Below are 20,279 nucleotides of genomic sequence, written 5' to 3' on the forward strand. Positions count from 1 at the left end.
CGCCCTGACCCGGTCCGACGGGTCCCCTTGACAGCCGCTCGTGATCCAGGCCACGCTCTCGGCCGCATTGATAACTGACGGGTCCGTCAACCATCGGAGGGCAACGTGCCGACTGCCAACAGAGCGCTCCTCGCGTCCCTGACCACACTGACCGCCGTCCTCGTCGCCGGGTGCTCCGGTGGCTCCGGCGGCAGCGAGGCCAGCGCCGGCACCGACGGCGGCGGTGGTGGTGGCGGCTTCGGCGAGTGCGAGCTCTACGGCGAGGCCGGCTCCATCGAGCTCGAGCCGGTGACCGACGGCGTGTTCACCGTGCAGACCAACCTCCCCTCCCCCGGCTGGTGGAAGGGCGAGACGCCGGAGTCGATCACCGGCGGCTACGAGTACTGCCTCGCCGCGAACGTCGCCCACCGGGCCGGCCTGGACTCCCTCCAGGTCGACAACGTGTCCTTCGACGCGCTGGTCGCCGGGCAGACCCAGGACTTCGACATGGCGATGGCCCAGATCTCGGTCACCCCCGAGCGCGAGGAGGTCGTCACCTTCTCGGCGCCGTACTTCGACTCCAACATCGGTGTCCTGGCGCCGCCCGACGCCGGCACCAGCGAGGAGAACCTGGCCAGCAGGAGGATCGGCGTCCAGCTCGGGACGACGGCCGTCGAGTTCGCCCAGAACGAGCTCGCGCCGGAGCAGGAGGTCCAGGTCTTCCCGGACACCACCGCACTGGTGACCGCCGTCAGCTCCGGCGTCATCGACGCGGCGGTCATGGACACCGCGATCCTGCTCGCGTTCGCGGAGAACTCCGGCGGCACGCTCGAGGTCGTCGGCCAGTACGAGAGCGGCGAGTCCTACGCGGCGATCTACCCCAAGGACTCGCCGAACGGCGACGCCATCAGCGGCGCCATCGAGGCCATGCGCGAGGACGGCACGCTCGACGAGCTGTCGGCGACCTGGCTCGGCCCCGAGCTGGGCGGTGACCCGGCCGCCGTCCCGGTCTGGGCCGTGCAGTGAGCAGCAGCACCGTGACCAGCGGCGCGCAGACCGAGGAGGTCGCGGCCCGGCCGACGCCTCCCCAGCGGGTCCTGCCGACCGCGGTCGTGGCGCTGCTGGTCGCGGTGCTGTGCGCCCTGGCGGCCGGGCTCGCGCTGTGGTCGCTGCACCGCATGCTCGAGCCCCCGGCCGGGGTGGACGCGCTGCTCGTCGCGCTCGCCCTGGTCGCGCTCCTGCCGCTGGTGCCGGCCGTGCGCGCCTTCGGCGACGACCGCAGGCGCGCCCGGCACCTCGCCGCCGGCCGGCTCGCCCCGGCGCGGCACGAGGCGGCCTCCGGCCGGGAGCACGCGCACACCGCGATGGGCTACGCGCTCGCCGTCCTGGTCTGCGCCGGCCTGGTGTGGTTCACCACCGCCAACGACGGCGCGATCACCACGACGTTCCTGCGGTGGGAGTTCCTCCGGTCGAGCTTCGCCAACGTCCTCGACGCCTTCTGGATCAACGTCGAGGTCGCCGTCGGCGCCCAGCTGCTGGTCCTCGTGGTCGGGCTGGTGGTCGCGGTGATGCGGCTGCTGCCCGGCCGCGCCGGCCGCCCGCTGCGGTGGCTGGCGATCGCCTACGTCGACACCTTCCGCGCCATCCCCAGCATCATCACGCTCTACCTGGTCGGCTTCGGCCTGAAGCTCGCCCAGGTGCCGTTCTTCAAGGACCTCTCGCCGGTGTGGCTGGCGATCATCGCCCTGACGCTGACGTACTCCAGCTACGTCGCCGAGGTCTACCGGGCCGGCATCGAGTCGATCCACCCCAGCCAGTGGGCGGCGTCCCGCTCGCTGGGCCTGTCCTACGGGATGACGCTGCGCACGGTGATCGTCCCCCAGGCGGTGCGGCGGATCGTCCCGCCGCTGCTGAACGACTTCATCGGCCTGCAGAAGGACACCGCGCTCATCGGCGTCATGGGCGTCACCGACGCCTTCGCGCAGTCACGGCTGACGGCCTCGAACGTCTTCAACCTCACGCCGGTCATCGTGGTCGCCGTCCTGTTCGTGCTCATCACGATCCCGCAGGCGCGCTACGTCGACCGGCTCCTGGCCAAGGAGCAGATCCGGACGGGGCGGTCATGACGTTCCTCGAGATCCACGACGTCCACAAGAGCTACGGCGAGCACGAGGTCCTGCGCGGGGTCAGCCTGGAGGTGGCCAAGCACGAGGTCGTCTGCCTCATCGGCGCCTCCGGCTCGGGCAAGTCCACCCTGCTGCGCTGCATCAACGCCCTCGAGCCGATCCAGTCCGGCGAGATCCGGGTGGCCGGCGACGTGGTCAGCGGCCTCGGGGTGGACGTCAACCGGCTGCGCCGCAACGTCGGCATGGTCTTCCAGTCCTACAACCTGTTCCCGCACATGAGCGTGCTGCGCAACGTCACCCTGGCCCCGGTCCGGGTCGGCGGCCGGTCGCGCGCCGAAGCCGAGGAGCAGGCGCTCGCGCTGCTCGACCGGGTGGGCATGAAGGACAAGGCCGGCGCCTATCCCGACGCGCTGTCCGGCGGGCAGCAGCAGCGGGTGGCCATCGTCCGCGCGCTGGCCTCCGACCCGCAGGTGCTGCTCCTCGACGAGATCACCGCGGCCCTGGACCCGGAGCTGGTGGGCGACGTGCTGGCCATCGTCCGCGAGCTGGCCCAGGACGGCCTGACCATGCTGCTGGCCACCCACGAGATGGGGTTCGCCCGGGACGTCGCCTCGCAGGTGTGCTTCCTGCACGAGGGCCGCATCCTCGAGCGCGGCACCCCCGCGCAGATCTTCGAGGACCCGCAGGAGGACCGGACCCGCCAGTTCCTCGCCCGGGTCCTCGCCTCGGGGCGGCTGTGACGGCCGGCCGCGGGGAGGCCGTGGTGACCGCGCCGGGCACCGCGCTGGTCCGCCGTCCCACCGCCGACCTGGCCGAGGGCATCGTCACCCACCTCGAGCGGGTGCCGGTCGACGCCGACCTCGCCGCCGAGCAGCACGCCGGCTACCGGGCGGCCCTGGCCGGCGCCGGCTGGGACGTCCGTGAGGTGCAGCCCGCGCCCGGCTGCCCGGACGCCACCTTCGTCGAGGACTCGGTCGTCGTCGTCGGCGGCCGGGCGGTGCTCACCCGCAGCGGCGCCCCGGCGCGCCGGGCCGAGGTCGCCGGCACCGAGGCCGCGGTGCGCGAACTCGGCCTCGACGTCGTCCGCATCGACGGCGAGGGCACGCTCGACGGCGGCGACGTCCTGCAGGTCGGCCGCACCGTCTACGTGGGCCGCGGCGGGCGCACCAACGCCGAGGGCATCCGGCAGCTGCGCGCCCACGTCGCGCCGCTGGGCCGCACCGTCGTCCCGATCGGGCTGCGGGCGGTGCTGCACCTGAAGTCGGCCGTGACCGCGCTGCCCGACGGCACCTTCCTGGCGCTGCCGGAGCTGCTGGAACCCGGCGTCCTGCCCACCGCGCGGCCGGTCGACGAGGAGCCGGGCTGCCACGTGGTCCCCCTCGGCGGGGACCGGGTCCTGATGAGCGCGGCGGCCCCGCGGACGGCCGACCGGCTCGCCGACCTCGGGTTCACGCCCGTGCTCGTCGACATCGGCGAGTTCGAGAAGCTCGAGGGCTGCGTGACGTGCCTCAGCGTCCTCGTCCCGGCGACGTCGTCCGGCGCCTGACCCCTGCCGCGCACTCCACTCGCCGGCGTCCGCGACGACGCCCGGCCGTCCCACCGTGACCCGCGTCCACCGTGAACCGAGGAGACCGCATGACCCGCCCCATCCGTGACGGACTCGAGCTCACCGAGGAGCAGCGGGAGTTCGTCGCGCTGGCCCGCGACTTCGCCGCGCGGGAGATCCGCCCGCGCGCCCGCGCGGTGGACGAGGCCGACACCGAGTCGCCGCTGGACCTGTGGGACGAGGCCGCGCAGGTGGGCCTGGCCTCCTACATGCTCCCCGCCGAGTACGGCGGCGGCGGGGTCACCGACCTGGTCACGCAGTGCCTCGTGCAGCAGGAGCTGTGCTACGGCGACATCGGCATCGGCAACTTCCTCACCTCGAGCGCCTTCTTCGCCGAGCCGGTCCTGGCCCTCGGCAGCGAGGAGCAGAGGAAGCGCTGGATCACCCCGCTCACCGGCCCGCGGCCGCCGGTCACCGCGGTCGCGGTCACCGAGCCGGGGGTGGGCTCGGACGCGGCGAGCCTGCAGACGTCGGCGGTGCGCGACGGGGACGGGTACGTGCTCAACGGGCAGAAGACCTGGATCTCCAACGCGCCCTACGCCGAGTCCTTCGTCGTCTTCGCCACGGTGGACCCCGCGCTGCGCTCCCGCGGCGTCACCGCCTTCGTCGTCGACCGCTCGACGCCCGGGGTCACGGTGGGCCGGCCGATGCGCAAGATGGGCCAGCGCGGCATCGTCAACGCCGAGGTGTTCCTCAGCGACGTCCGCGTGCCGGTGGAGAACCGGCTCGGCGAGGAGGGCCACGGCTTCTACGGCCTCATGCGCACCTTCGACGGGTCGCGCATCCTCATCGGCGCCGGCGCGACCGGGCTGTCGCGGGCCGCGCTGGACGCGACGGTCGCCTACGCGCGGGAGCGCACCCAGTTCGGCCGGCCGATCATCGAGCACCAGGCCGTCGCCTTCCGGCTGGCCGACATGGCCGCCCGCACCGACGTCTCCCACCTGGTCACCCTCCGCGCGGCGCGGCTGTACGACGCCGGCATCCCGTGCGCGGCCGAGTCGGCCATCGCCAAGGTGACCGCCAGCGAGAACACCACCTGGGTGACCGACGCGGCGCTGCAGACGCACGGCGGCTGGGGCTACAGCCGCGAGTACCTGCCGGAGAAGTGGCTGCGCGACGCCAAGCTCGAGGAGCTCGAGGAGGGCACCTCCGACATCCAGCGGCTGATCATCTCCCGGTCGCTCACGGGCACGCCGTGACCGGCGACCTGTCGGTCTTCGGTGACCCGCGGTCGGTCGCCGTCGTCGGGGCCTCCCCCGACCCGGCCAAGTGGGGGTACTGGCTGGCCCGCGGCGCGCTGCAGGGCGCCGGCCGGCGGCCGGTGCACCTGGTCAACGCGCGCGGGGCGGTCGTCGAGGGCACCCCGTCCGTGCCCTCGCTGCGCGACCTGCCCGGGGCGCCCGACCTCGTCGTGCTCTGCACACCCGCCGCCTCGGTGCCGAGCCTGGTCGACGAGGCGCTCGACCTCGGCGCCCGGGGCCTGCTCGCCATCACCGCGGGGATCGACCTCGCCCACGGCGAGCCCGGCCTGGAGCGGCGGCTCGCCGACCGGGTGCGGGCCGCCGGCGCCCGCCTGGTCGGCCCCAACTGCCTGGGCGTGTACGACGCGGCCACCGACCTGGAGCTGGCCTGGGGCACCTTCACAGCCGGCCACCTGGCGATCGTGTCCCAGTCGGGGCAGCTCGGCCTCGAGCTCGCCGGGCTGGCCGCGCACGCCGGCCTGGGCGTCTCGCGGTTCGTCTCGATCGGCAACCAGGTCGACGTCACCGCGGTGGAGGTGCTCGACGACCTGGTCGCCCACGAGGCCACCCGGGCGGTGGTCCTCTACCTCGAGGGCTTCGCCGACGGCCGCGCGCTGCTGGGCGCGATGACCCGGCTGCGCGCCGCGGGCAAGCCGGTCGTCGTCCTCACCGTGGGCGCCAGCGACGCCAGCCGGGCGGCCGCGCGCTCGCACACCGGGGCGCTGACCGCGGCCACCGAGGTGGTGGCCGCGGCGTGCCGGGCCGCCGGGTCGGTGCTGGTCGACACCCCCGCGCAGGCCGTCGAGCTGGCGCACCTGCTGCTGGGCAGCCCGCTGCCGCCCGGGCGGCGCGTCGCGGTCGTGAGCGACAGCGGCGGGCAGGGGGCGCTGGCCGCCGACACCCTCGCCCGCGAGGGCCTGGTCGTGCCCCGGCTCGGTGCCGCGACCGCGGAGGCGCTGGCGCGCGCGCTGCCGCCGACCGCCGCCGTCGGCAACCCCGTCGACCTCGCGGGCGCCGGCGAGCAGGACCTCGACAGCTACGCCCGCGTGGTGGAGACGCTGCTCGACAGCGGCGAGGTCGACGCCGTCGTCCTCACCGGCTACTTCGGCTGCTACGGCGCCGACACCCCGCAGCTGGTGCACCGCGAGCTCGAGGTGGTCAAGACCCTCGCCGACGCCGTCCGCGTGCACCGCCGGCCGGTCGTCGTGCACTCGATGAGCCCGGACTCCGAGGCCGTGCGGACGCTGCGCGCCTCCGCCGTCCCGACGCTGCACACCGTCGACGCCGCGGCCCGGTCCCTCGCGCTGGCCGCCCGGCTGGCCGCCGGCAGCGGCGGCCCGGTGCCCCACGCGGCCCCCGGCGCGGGGACCGGCCGGGCGCTGCCCTACCTGGCGGCGCGCGCCCGGGTGGCGGCGTCCGGGGTGGCCTACCCGGGAGCCGAGCCGGTGCGGACGGCGGACGACGTCCGCGCCGCCGCCGGCCGGCTGGCCGCGCCCTACGTGCTCAAGGCCGGCTGGATCGAGCACCGCAGCGACGTCGGCGGCGTGGTCGCCGGGCTCGCCGACGCCGAGGCCGCGGTCGCTGCGCTGCGGGACCTCACCGCCCGCCTCGGGGAGGGTGGGTACGTGCTGGAGGAGATGGACACCCGTCCCGGCGTCGTGGAGCTCATCGTGGGCGCCCGCCGCGACCCGGCGTTCGGCCCGGTGGTGCTCGTCGGGCTCGGCGGCGTGCAGGCCGAGGTGTACCGCGACGTGCAGGTGGCCCTCGCCCCGGTCACCGCGGAGCAGGCCCGCGAGCTGCTCGGCCGGCTGCGCGGCGCGGCGCTGCTCACCGGCTGGCGCGGCGCCCCCGCCGTCGACCTCGACGCGGCCGCCGAGGTGGCCGCCGCGGTCTCCCGGCTGGTCGCCGGGCAGGGCGACGTGGCCGAGGCCGAGGTCAACCCGCTGCGCGTGGGGCCCGCCGGCGCCGTCGCGGTCGACGCCCTCGTGGCGGTCGGCGAGGAGGGGCCGCGGTGACCGAGGTCAGCGGCGGGCAGGCGCTGGTGGCGGCCCTGGTCGCGCACGGCGTCGACACCGTCTTCGGCATCCCGGGCACGCACAACCTGGAGATCTACCGGCACCTGGCCCTCGCCGGCGTCCGGCACGTCAGCCCCCGGCACGAGCAGGGCGCCGGCTACGCCGCCGACGGGTACGCCCGCACCAGCGGCCGGCCCGGCGTCGCCGTCGTCACCAGCGGGCCGGCGCTGCTCAACGCGGCCGCCGCGGTCGGTCAGGCGTGGTCGGACTCGGTGCCCGTGCTGGTCGTCTCCCCCGGCCTGCCGCTGCGCCACCCGGGCCTGGGCAACGGCCTGCTGCACGAGACGCGGGACCAGGGCGCGGCGATGGCCGCGGTCGCCGCGGCGAGCATCCGGGCCACCAGCGTCGCGGAGATCCCGGTGGCGGTCGCGCAGGCCTTCGCGCTGATGACCGCCGGCCGGCCGCGCCCGGTGCACCTGGAGGTCCCCCTCGACGTGCTGCTCGAGACCGGCCCGGCGGTCGCGACCCGCGCGGCCACCCCGGCGCCGGCCGTCCCCGCCGGGGTCGACCTCGCCGCGGCCGCCGCGCGCCTGGCGGGGGCCGCCCGGCCGGTGCTCGTCGTCGGCGGCGGCGCCCGCGGTGCCGCCGGGCAGGTGCGGCGGGTCGCCGAGCGGCTCGGCGCCCCGACCGTCACCACGACCAACGGCAAGGGCGTGCTGCCCGAGGACCACCCGCTGTCGCTGGGCGCGGGCCTGCAGCTGCCCGCCGTCCGCGACCTGGTGGCCGACGCCGACGCCGTCCTGGCCGTGGGCACCGAGCTGGCGCCCTCGGACCTCTGGTACGGCCCGCTGCCGCTGGAGGGCCGGCTGGTCCGCGTCGACGTCGACCCCGTCGGGTGCGTCGTCAACGCCGTCCCGGCCGTGGCCCTCGTCGGCGACGCCGCCGCGACGCTCGACGCCCTGCTCGCCGCGCTGCCGGACGGCGGGCCGCCCGGACCCGCGGCCGCCGAGCGGGCGGCCGGGTGGCGTGCGCGGAAGGACGCCGACGCGCGGGCCGAGGGGGCGGAGTGGCTGCCGCTGCTCGGCCGACTGGCCGAGGCGCTGCCGCGCGACGCGGTCGTCGGCGCCGACAACGCGATGGTCTGCTACTACGGCGCCCTGGCCAACCTGGCCACCCACCGCCCGGGCTCGTTCCTCTTCCCCACCGGCTTCGGCACCCTCGGCTACGGCCTGCCCGCGGCCGTCGGCGCGAAGGTGGCCGACCCCGGCGCCCCGGTCGTGGCCCTGCTCGGCGACGGCGGGGTCATGTTCACCCTCCCCGAGCTGGCCATGGCCGCCGACCTGCGGCTGCCGCTGCCGGTCGTGGTCGTCGACAACGCCGGCTACGGCGAGATCCGCAACGAGATGCGCGACCGCGACGACCCGGTGCACGCCGTCGACCTGCCCTCCCCCGACCTCGCCGCGGTCGGCCGGGCGCTCGGCTGCCACGGCGTGACCCTCGACGGCCCCGACGGGCTGGCCGACGCCGTCCGCCGCGCGCTGGCCGCCGACCGGCCGACCGTCGTGCACGTCCGCCACTCCCCTCCGACCGGCGAAGGAGCTGCCCGATGAGCGCCCCCCTGCTCGAGACCACCTGGACCGACCCGGTCACCGGCGTGCGGGGCTACCTGGTCCTCGACACCCTGGTGCGCGGGCTGGCCAGCGGCGGCCTGCGGATCCGGGAGGGCTGCACGCTCGAGGAGGTGCGCGGCCTGGCCCGGGGGATGACCCGCAAGGAGGCGCTGGTCTACGACCCGGCCGACCGCTACCTGCCCCTCGGCGGCGGCAAGGGCGGCATCGACCTCGACCCGGCCGACCCGCGCGCGGTCGACGTGCTCCGCCGGTTCCTCGCGGCCGTGCTGCCGGTGGTGCGCAGCCAGTGGAACACCGGCGAGGACTTCGGGCTGCGCCAGGAGACGATCGACCGGGTGGCCGCCGAGCTGGGCCTGGCCAGCACGGTCGAGGCGGTCTTCGCCACGCTGGAGGACGCCGCGGCGGCGCGCGGCCGGCTGGCGCGGGCCTTCGCCGTCGACGTCGACGGCGTCTCCCTCGGCGACCTGGTCGGCGGCTACGGGGTGGCCCGCACCGGCGTGGTGCACCTGGAGCGCACCGGCGTGCCGGTCGCGGGGGCGACGGCGGTGGTGCAGGGGTTCGGCTCCATCGGCGGGGCCGCGGCGCGGTACCTGGCCCGGTCCGGGGTGTCGGTGGTCGCCGTGGCCGACCGGGCGGGGCTGATCCGCAACGACGGCGGCCTCGACGTGGAGGCGCTGCTCGCCGCCCGCGACCCGCTCGGCGTCGTCGACCGCTCGGCGCTGCGGCCCTCGGACACCACCGCCCCGAACGACGGGTGGCTCGACGTCCCCTGCGACCTGCTGGTGCCCGCCGCGATGTCCTACGTGGTCACCGCCGGCGACGTCCCGCGGATCCGCGCCCGGGCCGTCGTCGAGGGGGCGAACATGCCCACGCTGCCCGACGCCGAGGCGCTGCTGCACGCCGCCGGGGTCCCGGTGCTGCCGGACTTCCTGGCCAACGTCATGACCAACGCCTGGTGGTGGTGGACGGTCTTCGGCGACGTCGAGCCCACGGCGGAGTCGTCGTTCGCCAAGATCGACGCGGTGGTGCGGCGGCTGGTGGGCACGGTGTCCGACGACGCGGCGGCCCGGGGGTGCACGCTGCGCGAGGCGGCGCTCGCCCTGGCCCGCCGCAACGCCGAGGCCGTGCAGGCGGCGGTCGGCGTCACCGGCGCCGGCACTCCGGCGGAGGAGGCGGCGTTGGTCCGGGCATGACGATCCGCTGGACTCCCGCCGACATCCCCGACCAGACCGGCCGCACCGTCGTCGTCACCGGCGCCACGAGCGGGCTCGGGCTGGCCACCGGGCGGGCGCTGGCCGCGGCCGGTGCCCGCGTGGTGCTCGCCGTCCGCGACCCCGCCCGCGGCGACGCCGCGGCCGCCGGGCTGCCCGGTGAGGTCGAGGTGCGCCGGCTGGACCTGGCCGACCTCGCCTCGGTGCGCGCCTTCGCCGACGGCTGGCACGGCCCGCTGGACGTCCTGGTGAACAACGCCGGGATCATGATGGTGCCGCAGGGCCGCACCGCCGACGGCTTCGAGCTGCAGTTCGGCACCAACCACCTCGGGCACTTCGCGCTGACCAACCTGCTGCTGCCGCACGTCACCGACCGGGTGGTCACCGTGTCCTCGACGGCGCACCGGGCGGGCCGCATCGACCTCGCCGACCTCAACTGGGAGCGGCGGCGCTACTCGGCCGAGCGCGCCTACGGCCAGTCCAAGCTGGCCAACCTGCTGTTCACCCTCGAGCTGCAGCGCCGGCTCACCGCGGCCGGGTCACCGGTGCGCGCGATGGCCGCCCACCCGGGCTGGTCGGCGACCAACCTGCAGGGCCGCACCGAGAACCGGGTGAAGGACGTGGCCATGGCGCTGGGCAACCGGGTGGTCGCGCAGTCGGCCGAGCAGGGCGCGCTGCCCACGCTGTTCGTGGCCACCGCCGACCTGCCCGGCGGCAGCTACGCCGGCCCCGACGGCCCGGCCGAGGTGCGCGGGTACCCGACGCTGGTCGGGCGCACCGCCGCGGCCAGCGACCTGCGGACGGCGGCCGCGCTGTGGACGGCGTCGGCCGAGCTCACCGGCGTCGACCTCCCCGCGGCCCTCCCCACCCGCTGAACCGGCCCTCACACCGCGGGGAGCAGGAGCAGGACGGTCGGGGCGAGCAGGAGCAGCCCGGCGGCGAGGAGCGCGGCGGCGCGGGCGGCGGGGGGCAGCGGCGGCGGCGGGGTGACCAGCCGGACGACGCGGGCGACCACCGCGCTGCCGGCCACCGCCAGCGCGCCGTCGGGCACCCCGCCGCCCGCTCCCCCGGCCGCCACCACGATCGCCTGGGCCAGCGTGCGCCGCGGGTCGGGCCCGCCGAGGGTGGCCAGCGCCCGGTCGTCGGCGCGCATCTCCACCAGCTCCCGGACGGCGGCGTGCGCGCGGGCGGCCGCGGGCAGCACCGGCAGCGCCGCCTCCCACGCCACGAACGGCAGCAGGTAGAGGTGGTGGTGCTCGGCCAGGTGCGCCCGCTCGTGCGCGACGACGGCGGCCAGCTGGTCGTCGTCGAGCTCGGCGACCATGCCCGAGGAGAGCACCAGCAGCGGGCGGGCGCCGGGGATGCAGAACGCCACCGGCGCCGGGTGCTCGAGCAGCCGGGCGTCGGGCGCGGCCGGCGAGGGTTGCACCACCAGCTCGAGCAGCTCGCGGTGCCGGCGGCGGGTGCGCGCGGTGCGCGCCCACGACAGCGCCAGGACGCCGAGCAGCTCCACGGTCAGGACGGCGGCCAGCGTGAGCGCTCCCCAGTGGTCGCCCCGGACCGGATCGGCCGCCGACCGCCCGGTGAGCACCGCCCAGCCGGCCTCCGGCAGGGAGTGCCCCCACGGCGCCAGGCCGTGCACGAGCAGGGCGCCGACGATCGACAGGCCGCCGGCCAGGCCGACCGCCTGCCAGCAGACCAGCGCCACGAGCGGGTCGCGGCGCGGCCAGCGCACCCGGCCGAGCCACGCGGGCACCGGCCAGGCGAGCAGCGCGGCGAGGACCGCGAGCGCCGCGGCGGTCGCGGGCAGCACGTCAGCGGGCGTCCGGCGCCGTCTCCTCGAGCAGCTGCCGCAGCAGCCGCGCCTCCTCGGGGTCCACGCCGCCGACGAAGCGGGCCAGCACGGCCTGCCGGTCACCGGAGCGGCCGAGCACCTCGTGCATGAGCTCGGCGGCGTGCTGCTCGCGGGTCGCCGTCGGCCGGAACCGGCGCGGCCGGGCGTCGTCGTGCTCGACGAAGCCCTTGGCCTCCAGCCGGGAGAGCACGGTGTGCACGGTGGTCAGCGCCAGCCCGCGCTCGGCCAGCGCGTCGCGCAGCCCGGCCGCCGCGACCGGCCCGTCGGCGGCCCACAGCCGGTCCATGACGGTGCGCTCCAGGTCGCCCAGCGAGGCCACGGTTCCTCCAGTCGGTCGGTTCTACCCAGCGTAGAACGGGAGCCGGCCCCGGCGCACGGACCGTGTCGCGCAGCTCACCCCGACCCGTTCTACGAGACGTAGAGAAGTGGTTCTACGAGGCGTAGAAAGGAGTCGTCGGGGGCGGCTCCCGGCAGGTGAGGAGCAGGTGGCGTGGACGTCCTGGACATCGCCCGCTGGCAGTTCGGCATCACGACCGTCTATCACTTCCTGATGGTCCCGCTGACCATCGGGCTGGGGATCCTGGTCGCGGTCATGCACACGATGTGGGTGCGCACCGGCAAGCCCGAGTGGCTCCGGATGACGCGTTTCTGGGGCAAGGTGTACCTGGTCAACTTCGTGCTCGGCGTGGCCACCGGCCTGGTGCAGGAGTTCCAGTTCGGCCTGGCCTGGAGCGAGTACTCGCGCTTCGTCGGCGACGTCTTCGGCTCGCTGCTGGCGCTCGAGGCGCTGCTGGCCTTCTTCCTCGAGTCGACCTTCCTGGGGCTGTGGATCTTCGGCTGGGGCCGGATCCCGAAGAAGCTGCACCTCGCGGCGCTGTGGGCCGCCGTCGTCGGCTCGATCGTCAGCGCGTACTTCATCATCGCGGCCAACTCGTGGATGCAGCACCCGGTCGGCGTCGCCGTCGGCGAGGACGGCCGCCCGGTGCAGGTCGACTTCCTCGCCGTGCTGACGAACAACACGGCGCTGGCCGCCTTCAGCCACGCCGTCGTCGCCGCGCTCGTGGTCGCCGGCGCCCTGCTCGTCGGCATCGGCCTGTGGCACCTGCGCAAGCGGAAGCTGGCCGGTGCGCCGACCACGGACGTCGACCACTCCGTCTGGCGCCGCTCGGTGCGGGTCGGCGGGTTGGTCTCGCTGGCCGCCTTCGTGCTCGTCGCCGTCACCGGTGACTGGCAGGGCAAGCTGATGTACCACCAGCAGCCGCTGAAGATGAGCTCCGCCGAGGCGCTCTGCGAGACCGAGGCGCCGGCGCCGTTCTCCGTGTTCGCCTGGGCCAAGCTCGGCAGCAACGAGTGCGACGACGTGCACAGCTACACCATCCCGGGCCTGCTGTCCTTCCTCGCGCACAACGACTTCTCCTCCCCCGTCCCGGGCATCGAGGAGCTGCAGGAGGAGTACGCCGTCGTCTACGGCGCGACCTACCCCGACGACCCGTCCTTCGGAGACCGGGCCGGTGACCCGATCGACTACACCCCGGTGCTCGCGGCCACCTACTGGAGCTTCCGGCTCATGATCGGCATGGGCGGCGTCTCGGCCGGCGTGGCGGCCTACGCCCTGTGGGCCACCCGCCGCGGCCGGGTGCCGACGTCGCGGGTCGGCGTCTACGGGTCGCTGCTGGCCGTCGGCGCGCCGTTCGTGGCCAACGCGGCCGGGTGGGTGTTCACCGAGATCGGCCGCCAGCCCTTCGTCGTGTACCCGAACCCGGACGTGCCGGTCGACGAGCAGGTGTGGTTCTTCACCGCCCAGGCCGTCTCCCCCGGCGTCACCGCCGCCGAGGTGTGGACCTCGCTGGTCAGCCTCGCCCTGCTCTACGGCGCCCTCGCCGTCGTCGAGCTGTTCCTCATCACCCGGCTGGTCCGCGGCGGCGTCACCACGGGCGACACCACCGCCACGCCGCCGGCCGTGGCGTCCTCCCGGCGGGACGACGACGAGCGTCCCGACGGCGACCGCGCGGACGACGACCGTGCCGACGACGACGTCCTCTCCTTCGCGTACTGACCGGAGTGCCTGACATGGACCTGCAGACCCTGTGGTTCGCCGCCGTCGCGGTGCTGTGGACCGGCTTCCTGCTGCTGGAGGGCTTCGACTTCGGCGTCGCGGCGCTGCTGCCGGTGCTCGGCCGGCGCGGTCGGCAGGGCAGGGCGGACCGCCACCTGATGCTGCGCACCATCGGCCCGGTGTGGGACGGCAACGAGGTCTGGCTGATCACCGCCACCGGCGCGGTGTTCGCCGCCTTCCCCGGCTGGTACGCCACCTGGCTGCCGGCGCTGTACCTGCCCTTCGTCGTGGTGCTGCTCGGCCTGATCGTGCGGGCGGTGGCCTTCGAGTGGCGGCACTCGTCGCACGACCCGCGCTGGGACGCCGCCTGGACCCGCGTCATCACCGGCGGCTCGCTGGTCGCGGCGCTGGGCATCGGCGCGGCGCTGGGCGCCACCACCCTCGGCCTGCCGATCGACGGCGACGGCACCCGGGTGGGCGGGGCGTTCGTCGGGCTGGGCTGGTCGTCGCTGCTGGGCGCGCTCGCCGTCGTCGGCTGGTCGCTGGTGCACGGCGCGCTGTTCCTCGCGCTGAAGACCGACGGGCCGGTGCGCCTGCGGGCGCGGGCCTTCGCGCTGCGCTGGTCGCCGGTGGCCGCGCTGCCGCTGCTGGCCTGGGCCGGGCTGGTGCACCTGCGCTCGGGCACGCTCGTCACCGGCGTGCTGTGGCTGGTGGCGGCGCTGGCGGTCGTGCTCACCCGGACCCGCGTGCGGCTCGACCGCGAGGGGCAGGCCTTCGCCGGCTGGGCCGCGGTGCTGCTGGCCTCGGCGGCGACGCTGTTCGGCGCGGCCTACCCGGTGGTGGTGCCCTCGACCATCGACCCGGCGTTCGACGTCACGATCGCCGAGGCCTCGGTCAGCGACTACACGCTCACCGTGATGACCTGGGTGGCCGCCGTCGGCCTGCCCGTGGTGCTGGCCTACCAGGCCTGGACCTACTGGGTGTTCCGCAAGCGGCTCACCGCCGAGCCGGAGTCCGAGACGGTGGCGGCATGACCTCCCGGGGTCCGCTGGCGCCGCTGGCCGGCGTCCCCGGCCTGCCCGGCGCCCTGGCCCGGGCGGCGCTGGCCGCCCTCGGCCAGACCGCCGGGCTGGTGCTGCTCGCCGCCGGGCTCGCGCACGCGGTCGCCCGGGCCGCCGGGACGGCGGACGGCGCGCTGCTGCCCCCGCTGGCCCTCGCCGCCGGCGGTGCCGCGCTGCGAGCGCTGGCCGGCACCCTCGGCGAGCTCGCGGCCACCCGCGACGCCCGCCGCGCCGAGGACGCGCTGCGCCGCGCGCTGCTCGGCCGGCTGGCCGCCTCCCCCGCCGCCGTCACCGCGGCCGGCGGCCCCGCGCCCGCCGCGGTGCTGGCCACCACCCGGCTGGCCGACCTCGCGCCGGGCCTGGCCACCTACCTGCCCGCGCTGGCGCAGACGCTCGTCGTCCCGCCGGTGCTGCTGGTCGTCCTGGCCGCCACCGACCTGCTCTCGGCCGGCCTGGTCGCGGTCACCCTCCCCCTGGTGCCGGTGTTCCTGGCGCTGGTGGGCCTGGCCACGCGCGACGGCACCGCCGACGCCGCCCGCGCCCTGGACCGGCTGGCCGCGCACGTGGCCGAGCTGGTGCGGGGCCTGCCGGTGCTCGTGGGACTGGGCCGCGCCGCCGACCAGGTGGCCGCGCTCGCCGAGCTCGGCGAGGTCTCCCGCCGGCGCACCCTGGCCACGCTGCGGCTGGCGTTCGTCTCGGCGCTGGTGCTCGAGCTGGTGGCCACGCTGTCGGTGGCGCTGGTCGCGGTCACCGTGGGCCTGCGGCTGGTGCACGGTGACCTCGCGCTGGCCACCGGCCTGACCGCGCTGCTGCTCGCGCCCGAGGCGTTCGCCCCACTGCGCGCCCTGGGTGCGGCGCACCACGCGAGCGAGGCCGCCACCCTGGCCGCGGCCGAGGCGCGCGCGGTGCTCGCCGCCTCCGGCGGCCGCTCCCCGGTGGCCGCCGCCTCCCCGGCGACGGACGACGACCCGCGCGGCGCCGGCGTCGTCGTCACCGGGCTGACCGTCCGCCACCCCGGCCGGGCGCTGCCCGCGCTGCCGCCGGTGGACCTGGCGCTGCGGCCCGGCGAGCTCGTCGTGCTGCGGGGCGCCAGCGGCTCGGGCAAGTCGACGCTGCTGGCCGCGCTCACCGGCGCGCTCGACCCGGCCGCCGAGGTCGCCGGCACCGTCACCGGTGTCCCCGCCGGCGGGGTCGCGCTGGTGGCGCAGCACCCGCGGACGACCGCCCCCACCGTCGCCGACGAGCTGCGCCGGCACGCCGCGCCCGAGCCGGGCACCGACGCCGTCGTCGCCGAGGCGTTCGTCGTCGAGGCGCTGGCGCGGGTGGACGCCGCCGGCCTCGCCGGGCGCGACTGCGCCGCCCTCTCCCCCGGCGAGCTGCAGCGGGTGGCGGTGGCGCGGGCGCTGGTACGGGTCCGCCGCGGCGCCCGGCTGCTGCTGCTCGACGAGCCGACCGCGCACCTCGACGCGGCCTCGGCCGCCCGCGTCGCCGCCGTCCTCGCCGGGCTGCGGGGCACGGTCACCGTCCTGCTGGTCACCCACGACCCGGCGCTGGCCGCGCTCGCCGACCGCACCGTCGTGCTCCCCGGCGCCCCCGCCGTCCCCGCGAGATCTGCACAGTGGTCGTCATCAGCGCCTGATGACCGCCACTGTGCAGATCTCGCGGTCACCGGCGGGACGACCGCGGGCCCGACGACGACTCCGGCGGCTCCCGCGACGGCGACGGGTGCGCTGGGCTGGCCGCGGCGGGCGCTGGTCCGCGCCGTCGCGGCGGGCACCGCCTCCGCGGGCGCCGGTGTCGCGCTCACCGCCGTCTCCGGCTGGCTGATCGTGCGGGCCGCGGAGATGCCGCCGGTGCTCACCCTGCTGGTCGCGATCGTCGGCGTGCGGGCGTTCGGGCTGGGGCGGGCCGGGCTGCGGTGGGTGGAGCGGCTCGCCGCCCACGACGCCGCCCTGCGCGCAGCCGCCGACCTGCGGGTGCGGGTCTGGCGCGCGCTGGCCGCCCAGGGCGTGGCCGCCGACCGGACGCCAGGCAGCGCGCTGGCCCGGGTGGTGGGCGACGTCGGACTGGTGCAGGACCTCTCGGTGCGGGTGGTCCCGCCGGCGCTGGTGGCGGCCACCGTCCCGGTGCTCGCCGTCGGCGCGCTCGCGCTGCTGCACCCGGCCGCCGCGGGCGCGGTCGCCCTGGTGCTGGCCGCCACGGTCCTCGGCGTGCTGCTGGTGCACCGGCGGGTCGACGCCGGCGCGGCCCGCGAGGAGGGGGCGCTCCGGGTGGGGGCGCTGCGCGACGTCACCACCGCGCTCGAGGGCGCGGCCGACCTGCGGGCGCACGGCCTGGCTGCCGCCACCGCCGCCGACCTCGCGGCCGTCGCCGGCCGGCGCGCCGGGGCGGCCGCGACCGGCGCCCGGGCCGGCGCGCTCGGCACCGGGCTGGTCGTGCTGGGCACCGGACTGGCCGCGGTGCTGGCCACCGCGGCCGGCGCGGCCGGCGGCCTGGCCGGCCCGGAGGTCGCCGTCCTCGGCCTGGCCCCGCTCGCCCTGGCCGAGCCGCTCACCGGCCTCGTCTCCGCCCTGCAGCGGCGGGGCGCGCTGGCCGACGCCCGCGCCCGCCTCGACGCCGTCCTCACCGCGCCGGTCCCGGCCGATCCCGCCGGCCCGCTGCCCGCGCCCGCCCCGGTGCGCGAGGTCGCCGTCACCGGCCTGGTCGCGGGCTGGCCCGGCGGCCCCGACGTGCTGCGCGGGCTGTCCGCGCAGGCACGGGCGGACGGCGGCTGGCTGGTCGTCCGCGGGCCGTCGGGCGCCGGCAAGTCGACGCTGCTGTCCGTGCTGCTGGCGGCGCTGCGCCCGCGCGCGGGCCGGTACACCCTCGACGGCGCCGACACCGCCCGGCTGACCGGCGACGCCGTCCGGTCGCGGACGGCGTGGCTGCCGCAGGACGCCCACGTGTTCGCCTCGACCATCCGCGCCAACCTGGCGCTGGCCGCGCCGCGCGGCGCGCTGGCCGGCCCGGACGGCGAGGCGCGCACGACCGCGGCGCTGGCCGCCGCCGGCCTGGGCCCGCTGCTCGCCGGCCTCCCCCAGGGCCTGGACACCCCGGTCGGCGCCGGCGGCACCGCGCTGTCCGGCGGCGAGCGGCGGCGGCTGGCCGCCGCCCGCGCGCTGCTGGCCGACCGCGACGTCGTGCTGCTCGACGAGCCCACCGCGCACCTCGACCCGCCCACCGCCGCGGCGCTGGTGCGCGACCTGCGCCGGGCCCTGGCCGGCCGGGTGGTCGTCTGCGTGACCCACGACGACGCGCTCGAGCAGCCCGGCGACGCCGTCGTCCGGCTCGGTGCGGAGTCGGCCGCGCTGGCCGCCTAGCGCGGGGCGACCCGCCGGACCTCGAAGCCGGGGCTGCGCGGCAGGAGCGGGTCGACCACCAGCGGCACCCCGGCCGGCTCCCCGAGCAGCCACTGCCCGTCCGGGCCGGGCTCCCCGCCGAGCCGCCCGGCCAGCTCCGGCCGCACGCGGACCTCCCGGGGCGGCGCGGCGCCGGGCTCCCAGGCGACGGCCAGCAGGTCACGGGCGAGGGCCGGCATCGGGCGGCGCGCGACCGAGGGAGGGGTGTGGATCGTGGCGAGCGTGGCGGTGGCCATGACGAGCCTCCTGGGCGGATCCCCGTGCTCTGTACAGACCGTCCTACTCCGCGGTACTGACCGTTCCGGGCGTCAGCCGGCGGGCACGTCCACCGGGATCTCGTCGCCCAGGGTGGCGCCCTGCAGCAGCGGCAGGTCGTCGCCGGACCAGAAGCTGCCCGGGTCGTACCAGTTGCGCGGCCGGTCGGGCGGGAGCAGGCCCATCGCGGCGTAGGTCGTGGCGACCAGCTCGGCGCAGAACACCGTCTCGGCCGCCGTGCCACGGCGCAGCCGGCCGCTCAGCCAGCCGCGCGCGAGACCGCGGGTGGTCGGGAACGGTCGGCCGTCGTAGCGCGCAACGGTGCGCAGCACGGCGTCCTCGATCTCCCGGGTGACCCCGCCGTCGTCGGCCGGGCCCACGAGCTGCCGCAGCCAGGCGCGCTGCCCGTAGCGCTGCCGCCAGATGACGACGGCGTCGCGCAGGTCGTGCAGCTGGACGCCGCGCTGGTGCCGGCCGGTCCACGCGTCGGGCAGCGAGCGGCCGAGCTCGGCGTGCCAGAGCAGCGGCGGGAGGTCCTCCAGGACGACGGCCATGCCGACGTGGTTGACCGGCGCGTTGGTCACCGCCCGGATCGCCAGGTCGGCGAGCGAGGCGCCGCGGAACACCCAGACGTCGCCGGTGCGGGTGAGCTCGACCGCCTCCTCGAGCGGCAGCGCGCGGGGCGGGGTCACGCGGCTACGGTAGGCGACCGTGCGGCTGCCGAAGAACGCGTGGAAGCTGCTCGGCCTGGCCGGTGTCGCCGGGGTCGCGGCCACCGGCGCGGTGCTGGTGCGCGGGGAGCGGCAGCGCCGCGCGTACACGCCCGACGACGTCCGCGCCCGGCTGCACGAGCGGCACGCCGCCGCCTCGACCGCGGCGACGACCTCCGCAGGGAAGCCCGGCGACGGGCCACCCGGTCCGGTGCCGGTGCCCGCCCGCCGCTGGTGGCGCCCGTCCCGCCGCCGGCGCTGAGGACCCCGGTCCTACGCGTCCGTCCCCGGGGCGGACGGGAGCACGACGACCCCGTCGCGGTCGGCGCACAGCCACTCGCCCTCGCGGAACACCACGCCGGCGAAGACGACCGGCAGCCCCGCCTGGCCCGAGTGCAGGCCCTTGACACTGCGCCGCGGGTGGGTGGCCAGCGCCCGGACGCCGATCGGCTGGGCGTCGATCTCGTCGGCGTCGCGCACCGCGCCGTTGACCACCACGCCGGCCCAGCCGTTCTCCGCGGCCGCGACGGCGAGGTTGCCGCCCAGCAGCGCACAGCGCAGCGACCCGCCGCCGTCGACGACGAGCACCCGGCCCTCCCCCGGCTGCCCGACCGCGTCGCGGACCAGGGTGTTGTCCTCGAACACCTTGAGCGTGCTGATCGTCCCGCTGAACGCCGGGCGGCCGCCGAAGGCGGCGAGGCCCGCGTCGCACACCTGCGCCTCCGGGTGCTCGTCGCAGATGTCGGTCGTCGCCCGGCTCATCGCTCCTCCTCCTCGTCCCGGTGCGCTCCCGGGAGCGCCTCCGCCCATCCCCCGACACAGTGGCCGACCAGCACCCGGCCGGCCATGTCCACCTCGGTGCCGGGCACCACGGTCCGCTCGGAGACCTGCCGCCAGGCGGCGGCGTGCGGGGTCCGCCCGTGCGCGGCGTACGCGGCGTCGTCGGCGTAGAGCCCCGAGACCACGAAGGCGTCGGGGTCGCCGGCCACCTCGCAGACCTCGACGCGCAGGCACCCCGGCTCGTCGCGAACCGCCGCCTCCGCGGTGGCCGTGACGCCGGCGAGGAACTCCTCCCGGCGCCCGGGCCGGACGCGGACCTGCACCACCTGACTGAACACGGCCTCCCCCTCCGGAT

The 20,279-nt window shown here is 77.1% G+C and carries 19 protein-coding genes; 13 read left to right on the forward strand and 6 right to left on the reverse strand.

The annotated features are described in order from the left end of the window. Positions 1 to 105: 105 nt before the first annotated feature. The 9 genes from BMZ33_RS14265 to BMZ33_RS14305 all read left to right on the forward strand — a co-directional run bounded on the left by BMZ33_RS14265 (position 106) and on the right by BMZ33_RS14305 (position 10,684). Entirely contained in the window at positions 106 to 1,005 is a 900-nt protein-coding gene (locus BMZ33_RS14265; protein ID WP_169064331.1) for an ABC transporter substrate-binding protein, read from the forward strand. Beyond that, a complete protein-coding gene (locus tag BMZ33_RS14270; protein ID WP_169064332.1) occupies positions 1,002 to 2,105 on the forward strand; it encodes an amino acid ABC transporter permease in 1,104 nt (367 codons plus the stop codon). Before BMZ33_RS14265 ends, BMZ33_RS14270 begins: the two co-directional genes overlap by 4 nt. Then, positions 2,102 to 2,845 carry an amino acid ABC transporter ATP-binding protein gene (locus tag BMZ33_RS14275; protein WP_091111617.1) on the forward strand — a complete coding sequence of 248 codons (744 nt, stop codon included), beginning with the start codon at positions 2,102 to 2,104 and terminating at the stop codon, positions 2,843 to 2,845. Before BMZ33_RS14270 ends, BMZ33_RS14275 begins: the two co-directional genes overlap by 4 nt. 23 nt (positions 2,846 to 2,868) lie before the next feature. Beyond that, entirely contained in the window at positions 2,869 to 3,651 is a 783-nt protein-coding gene (gene ddaH / locus BMZ33_RS14280; protein ID WP_169064333.1) for a dimethylargininase, read from the forward strand. Between the two features lie 89 nt (positions 3,652 to 3,740). Further along, positions 3,741 to 4,910, forward strand: a complete 1,170-nt coding sequence (locus BMZ33_RS14285) for an acyl-CoA dehydrogenase family protein (protein WP_091111619.1) — start codon at positions 3,741 to 3,743, stop codon at positions 4,908 to 4,910. After that, positions 4,907 to 6,967, forward strand: coding sequence for an acetate--CoA ligase family protein (locus BMZ33_RS14290; protein WP_091111622.1), 2,061 nt, complete (start codon positions 4,907 to 4,909; stop codon positions 6,965 to 6,967). Before BMZ33_RS14285 ends, BMZ33_RS14290 begins: the two co-directional genes overlap by 4 nt. Next, positions 6,964 to 8,577, forward strand: coding sequence for a 5-guanidino-2-oxopentanoate decarboxylase (locus tag BMZ33_RS14295; protein ID WP_091111625.1), 1,614 nt, complete (start codon positions 6,964 to 6,966; stop codon positions 8,575 to 8,577). Before BMZ33_RS14290 ends, BMZ33_RS14295 begins: the two co-directional genes overlap by 4 nt. Then, positions 8,574 to 9,791, forward strand: coding sequence for a Glu/Leu/Phe/Val dehydrogenase dimerization domain-containing protein (locus BMZ33_RS14300; RefSeq protein WP_091111628.1), 1,218 nt, complete (start codon positions 8,574 to 8,576; stop codon positions 9,789 to 9,791). The genes BMZ33_RS14295 and BMZ33_RS14300 overlap by 4 nt, the downstream gene beginning before the upstream one ends. Further along, positions 9,788 to 10,684 carry an oxidoreductase gene (locus BMZ33_RS14305; protein ID WP_091111630.1) on the forward strand — a complete coding sequence of 299 codons (897 nt, stop codon included), beginning with the start codon at positions 9,788 to 9,790 and terminating at the stop codon, positions 10,682 to 10,684. Before BMZ33_RS14300 ends, BMZ33_RS14305 begins: the two co-directional genes overlap by 4 nt. 8 nt (positions 10,685 to 10,692) lie before the next feature. Here the strand turns inward: BMZ33_RS14305 and BMZ33_RS14310 are convergent, their stop codons facing one another. Then, on the reverse strand, positions 10,693 to 11,622 hold the full coding sequence (locus tag BMZ33_RS14310; RefSeq protein ID WP_091111633.1) for a M56 family metallopeptidase: 930 nt from the start codon (positions 11,620 to 11,622) through the stop codon (positions 10,693 to 10,695). A gap of 1 nt (position 11,623) precedes the next feature. After that, complete coding sequence (locus tag BMZ33_RS14315; RefSeq protein ID WP_091111636.1) at positions 11,624 to 11,983, reverse strand: BlaI/MecI/CopY family transcriptional regulator; 360 nt, start codon at positions 11,981 to 11,983, stop codon at positions 11,624 to 11,626. A 171-nt stretch (positions 11,984 to 12,154) separates the two neighbouring features. Here BMZ33_RS14315 and BMZ33_RS14320 point away from each other — a divergent pair, with 171 nt between their 5' ends. Genes BMZ33_RS14320 through cydC form a run of 3 tightly spaced genes read left to right on the forward strand, consistent with a single transcriptional unit; the run spans position 12,155 to position 18,140 of the window. Continuing rightward, positions 12,155 to 13,720, forward strand: a complete 1,566-nt coding sequence (locus BMZ33_RS14320; RefSeq protein WP_091111639.1) for a cytochrome ubiquinol oxidase subunit I — start codon at positions 12,155 to 12,157, stop codon at positions 13,718 to 13,720. 14 nt (positions 13,721 to 13,734) lie between these two features. After that, on the forward strand, positions 13,735 to 14,754 hold the full coding sequence (gene cydB, locus BMZ33_RS14325; RefSeq protein ID WP_091111642.1) for a cytochrome d ubiquinol oxidase subunit II: 1,020 nt from the start codon (positions 13,735 to 13,737) through the stop codon (positions 14,752 to 14,754). Next, the gene (gene cydC, locus BMZ33_RS14330) at positions 14,751 to 18,140 is read left to right on the forward strand and encodes a thiol reductant ABC exporter subunit CydC (protein WP_091111645.1); all 3,390 of its coding nucleotides are present in this window, start codon (positions 14,751 to 14,753) and stop codon (positions 18,138 to 18,140) included. Before cydB ends, cydC begins: the two co-directional genes overlap by 4 nt. On the opposite strand, the gene BMZ33_RS22730 is transcribed toward cydC, so the two are convergent. Together BMZ33_RS22730 and BMZ33_RS14340 are read right to left on the reverse strand one after the other, a co-directional pair. Further along, entirely contained in the window at positions 18,137 to 18,415 is a 279-nt protein-coding gene (locus tag BMZ33_RS22730) for a hypothetical protein (protein ID WP_136697297.1), read from the reverse strand. The two genes, cydC and BMZ33_RS22730, sit on opposite strands and share 4 nt — an antisense overlap. Positions 18,416 to 18,487: 72 nt before the next feature. Beyond that, positions 18,488 to 19,126, reverse strand: a complete 639-nt coding sequence (locus tag BMZ33_RS14340) for a hypothetical protein (protein WP_169064334.1) — start codon at positions 19,124 to 19,126, stop codon at positions 18,488 to 18,490. A 19-nt stretch (positions 19,127 to 19,145) separates the two neighbouring features. On the opposite strand from BMZ33_RS14340, the gene BMZ33_RS14345 reads away from it, so the two are divergent. After that, positions 19,146 to 19,406: a hypothetical protein gene (locus tag BMZ33_RS14345; RefSeq protein ID WP_091111651.1), complete on the forward strand. Its 261-nt coding sequence runs from the start codon at positions 19,146 to 19,148 to the stop codon at positions 19,404 to 19,406. An 11-nt stretch (positions 19,407 to 19,417) separates the two neighbouring features. Here BMZ33_RS14345 and rraA read toward each other — a convergent pair whose 3' ends face one another. After that, a complete protein-coding gene (gene rraA / locus BMZ33_RS14350) occupies positions 19,418 to 19,906 on the reverse strand; it encodes a ribonuclease E activity regulator RraA (RefSeq protein ID WP_091111654.1) in 489 nt (162 codons plus the stop codon). Beyond that, positions 19,903 to 20,262, reverse strand: coding sequence for a putative quinol monooxygenase (locus BMZ33_RS14355; RefSeq protein WP_091111657.1), 360 nt, complete (start codon positions 20,260 to 20,262; stop codon positions 19,903 to 19,905). Before BMZ33_RS14355 ends, rraA begins: the two co-directional genes overlap by 4 nt. Positions 20,263 to 20,279: the final 17 nt, after the last annotated feature.

It is taken from the genome of Geodermatophilus dictyosporus (assembly GCF_900115505.1).
Lineage (GTDB): Bacteria > Actinomycetota > Actinomycetes > Mycobacteriales > Geodermatophilaceae > Geodermatophilus > Geodermatophilus dictyosporus.

Excerpts from the sequence above, each read along its gene's own strand:
- BMZ33_RS14275 (WP_091111617.1), top strand. The coding sequence starts at position 2,102 with ATGACGTTCCTCGAGATCCACGACGTCCACAAGAGCTACGGCGAGCAC.
- BMZ33_RS14285 (WP_091111619.1), top strand. The coding sequence starts at position 3,741 with ATGACCCGCCCCATCCGTGACGGACTCGAGCTCACCGAGGAGCAGCGG.
- BMZ33_RS14300 (WP_091111628.1), top strand. The coding sequence starts at position 8,574 with ATGAGCGCCCCCCTGCTCGAGACCACCTGGACCGACCCGGTCACCGGC.
- BMZ33_RS14305 (WP_091111630.1), top strand. The coding sequence starts at position 9,788 with ATGACGATCCGCTGGACTCCCGCCGACATCCCCGACCAGACCGGCCGC.
- cydB (WP_091111642.1), top strand. The coding sequence starts at position 13,735 with ATGGACCTGCAGACCCTGTGGTTCGCCGCCGTCGCGGTGCTGTGGACC.
- cydC (WP_091111645.1), top strand. The coding sequence starts at position 14,751 with ATGACCTCCCGGGGTCCGCTGGCGCCGCTGGCCGGCGTCCCCGGCCTG.
- BMZ33_RS22730 (WP_136697297.1), bottom strand. The coding sequence starts at position 18,415 with ATGGCCACCGCCACGCTCGCCACGATCCACACCCCTCCCTCGGTCGCG.
- rraA (WP_091111654.1), bottom strand. The coding sequence starts at position 19,906 with ATGAGCCGGGCGACGACCGACATCTGCGACGAGCACCCGGAGGCGCAG.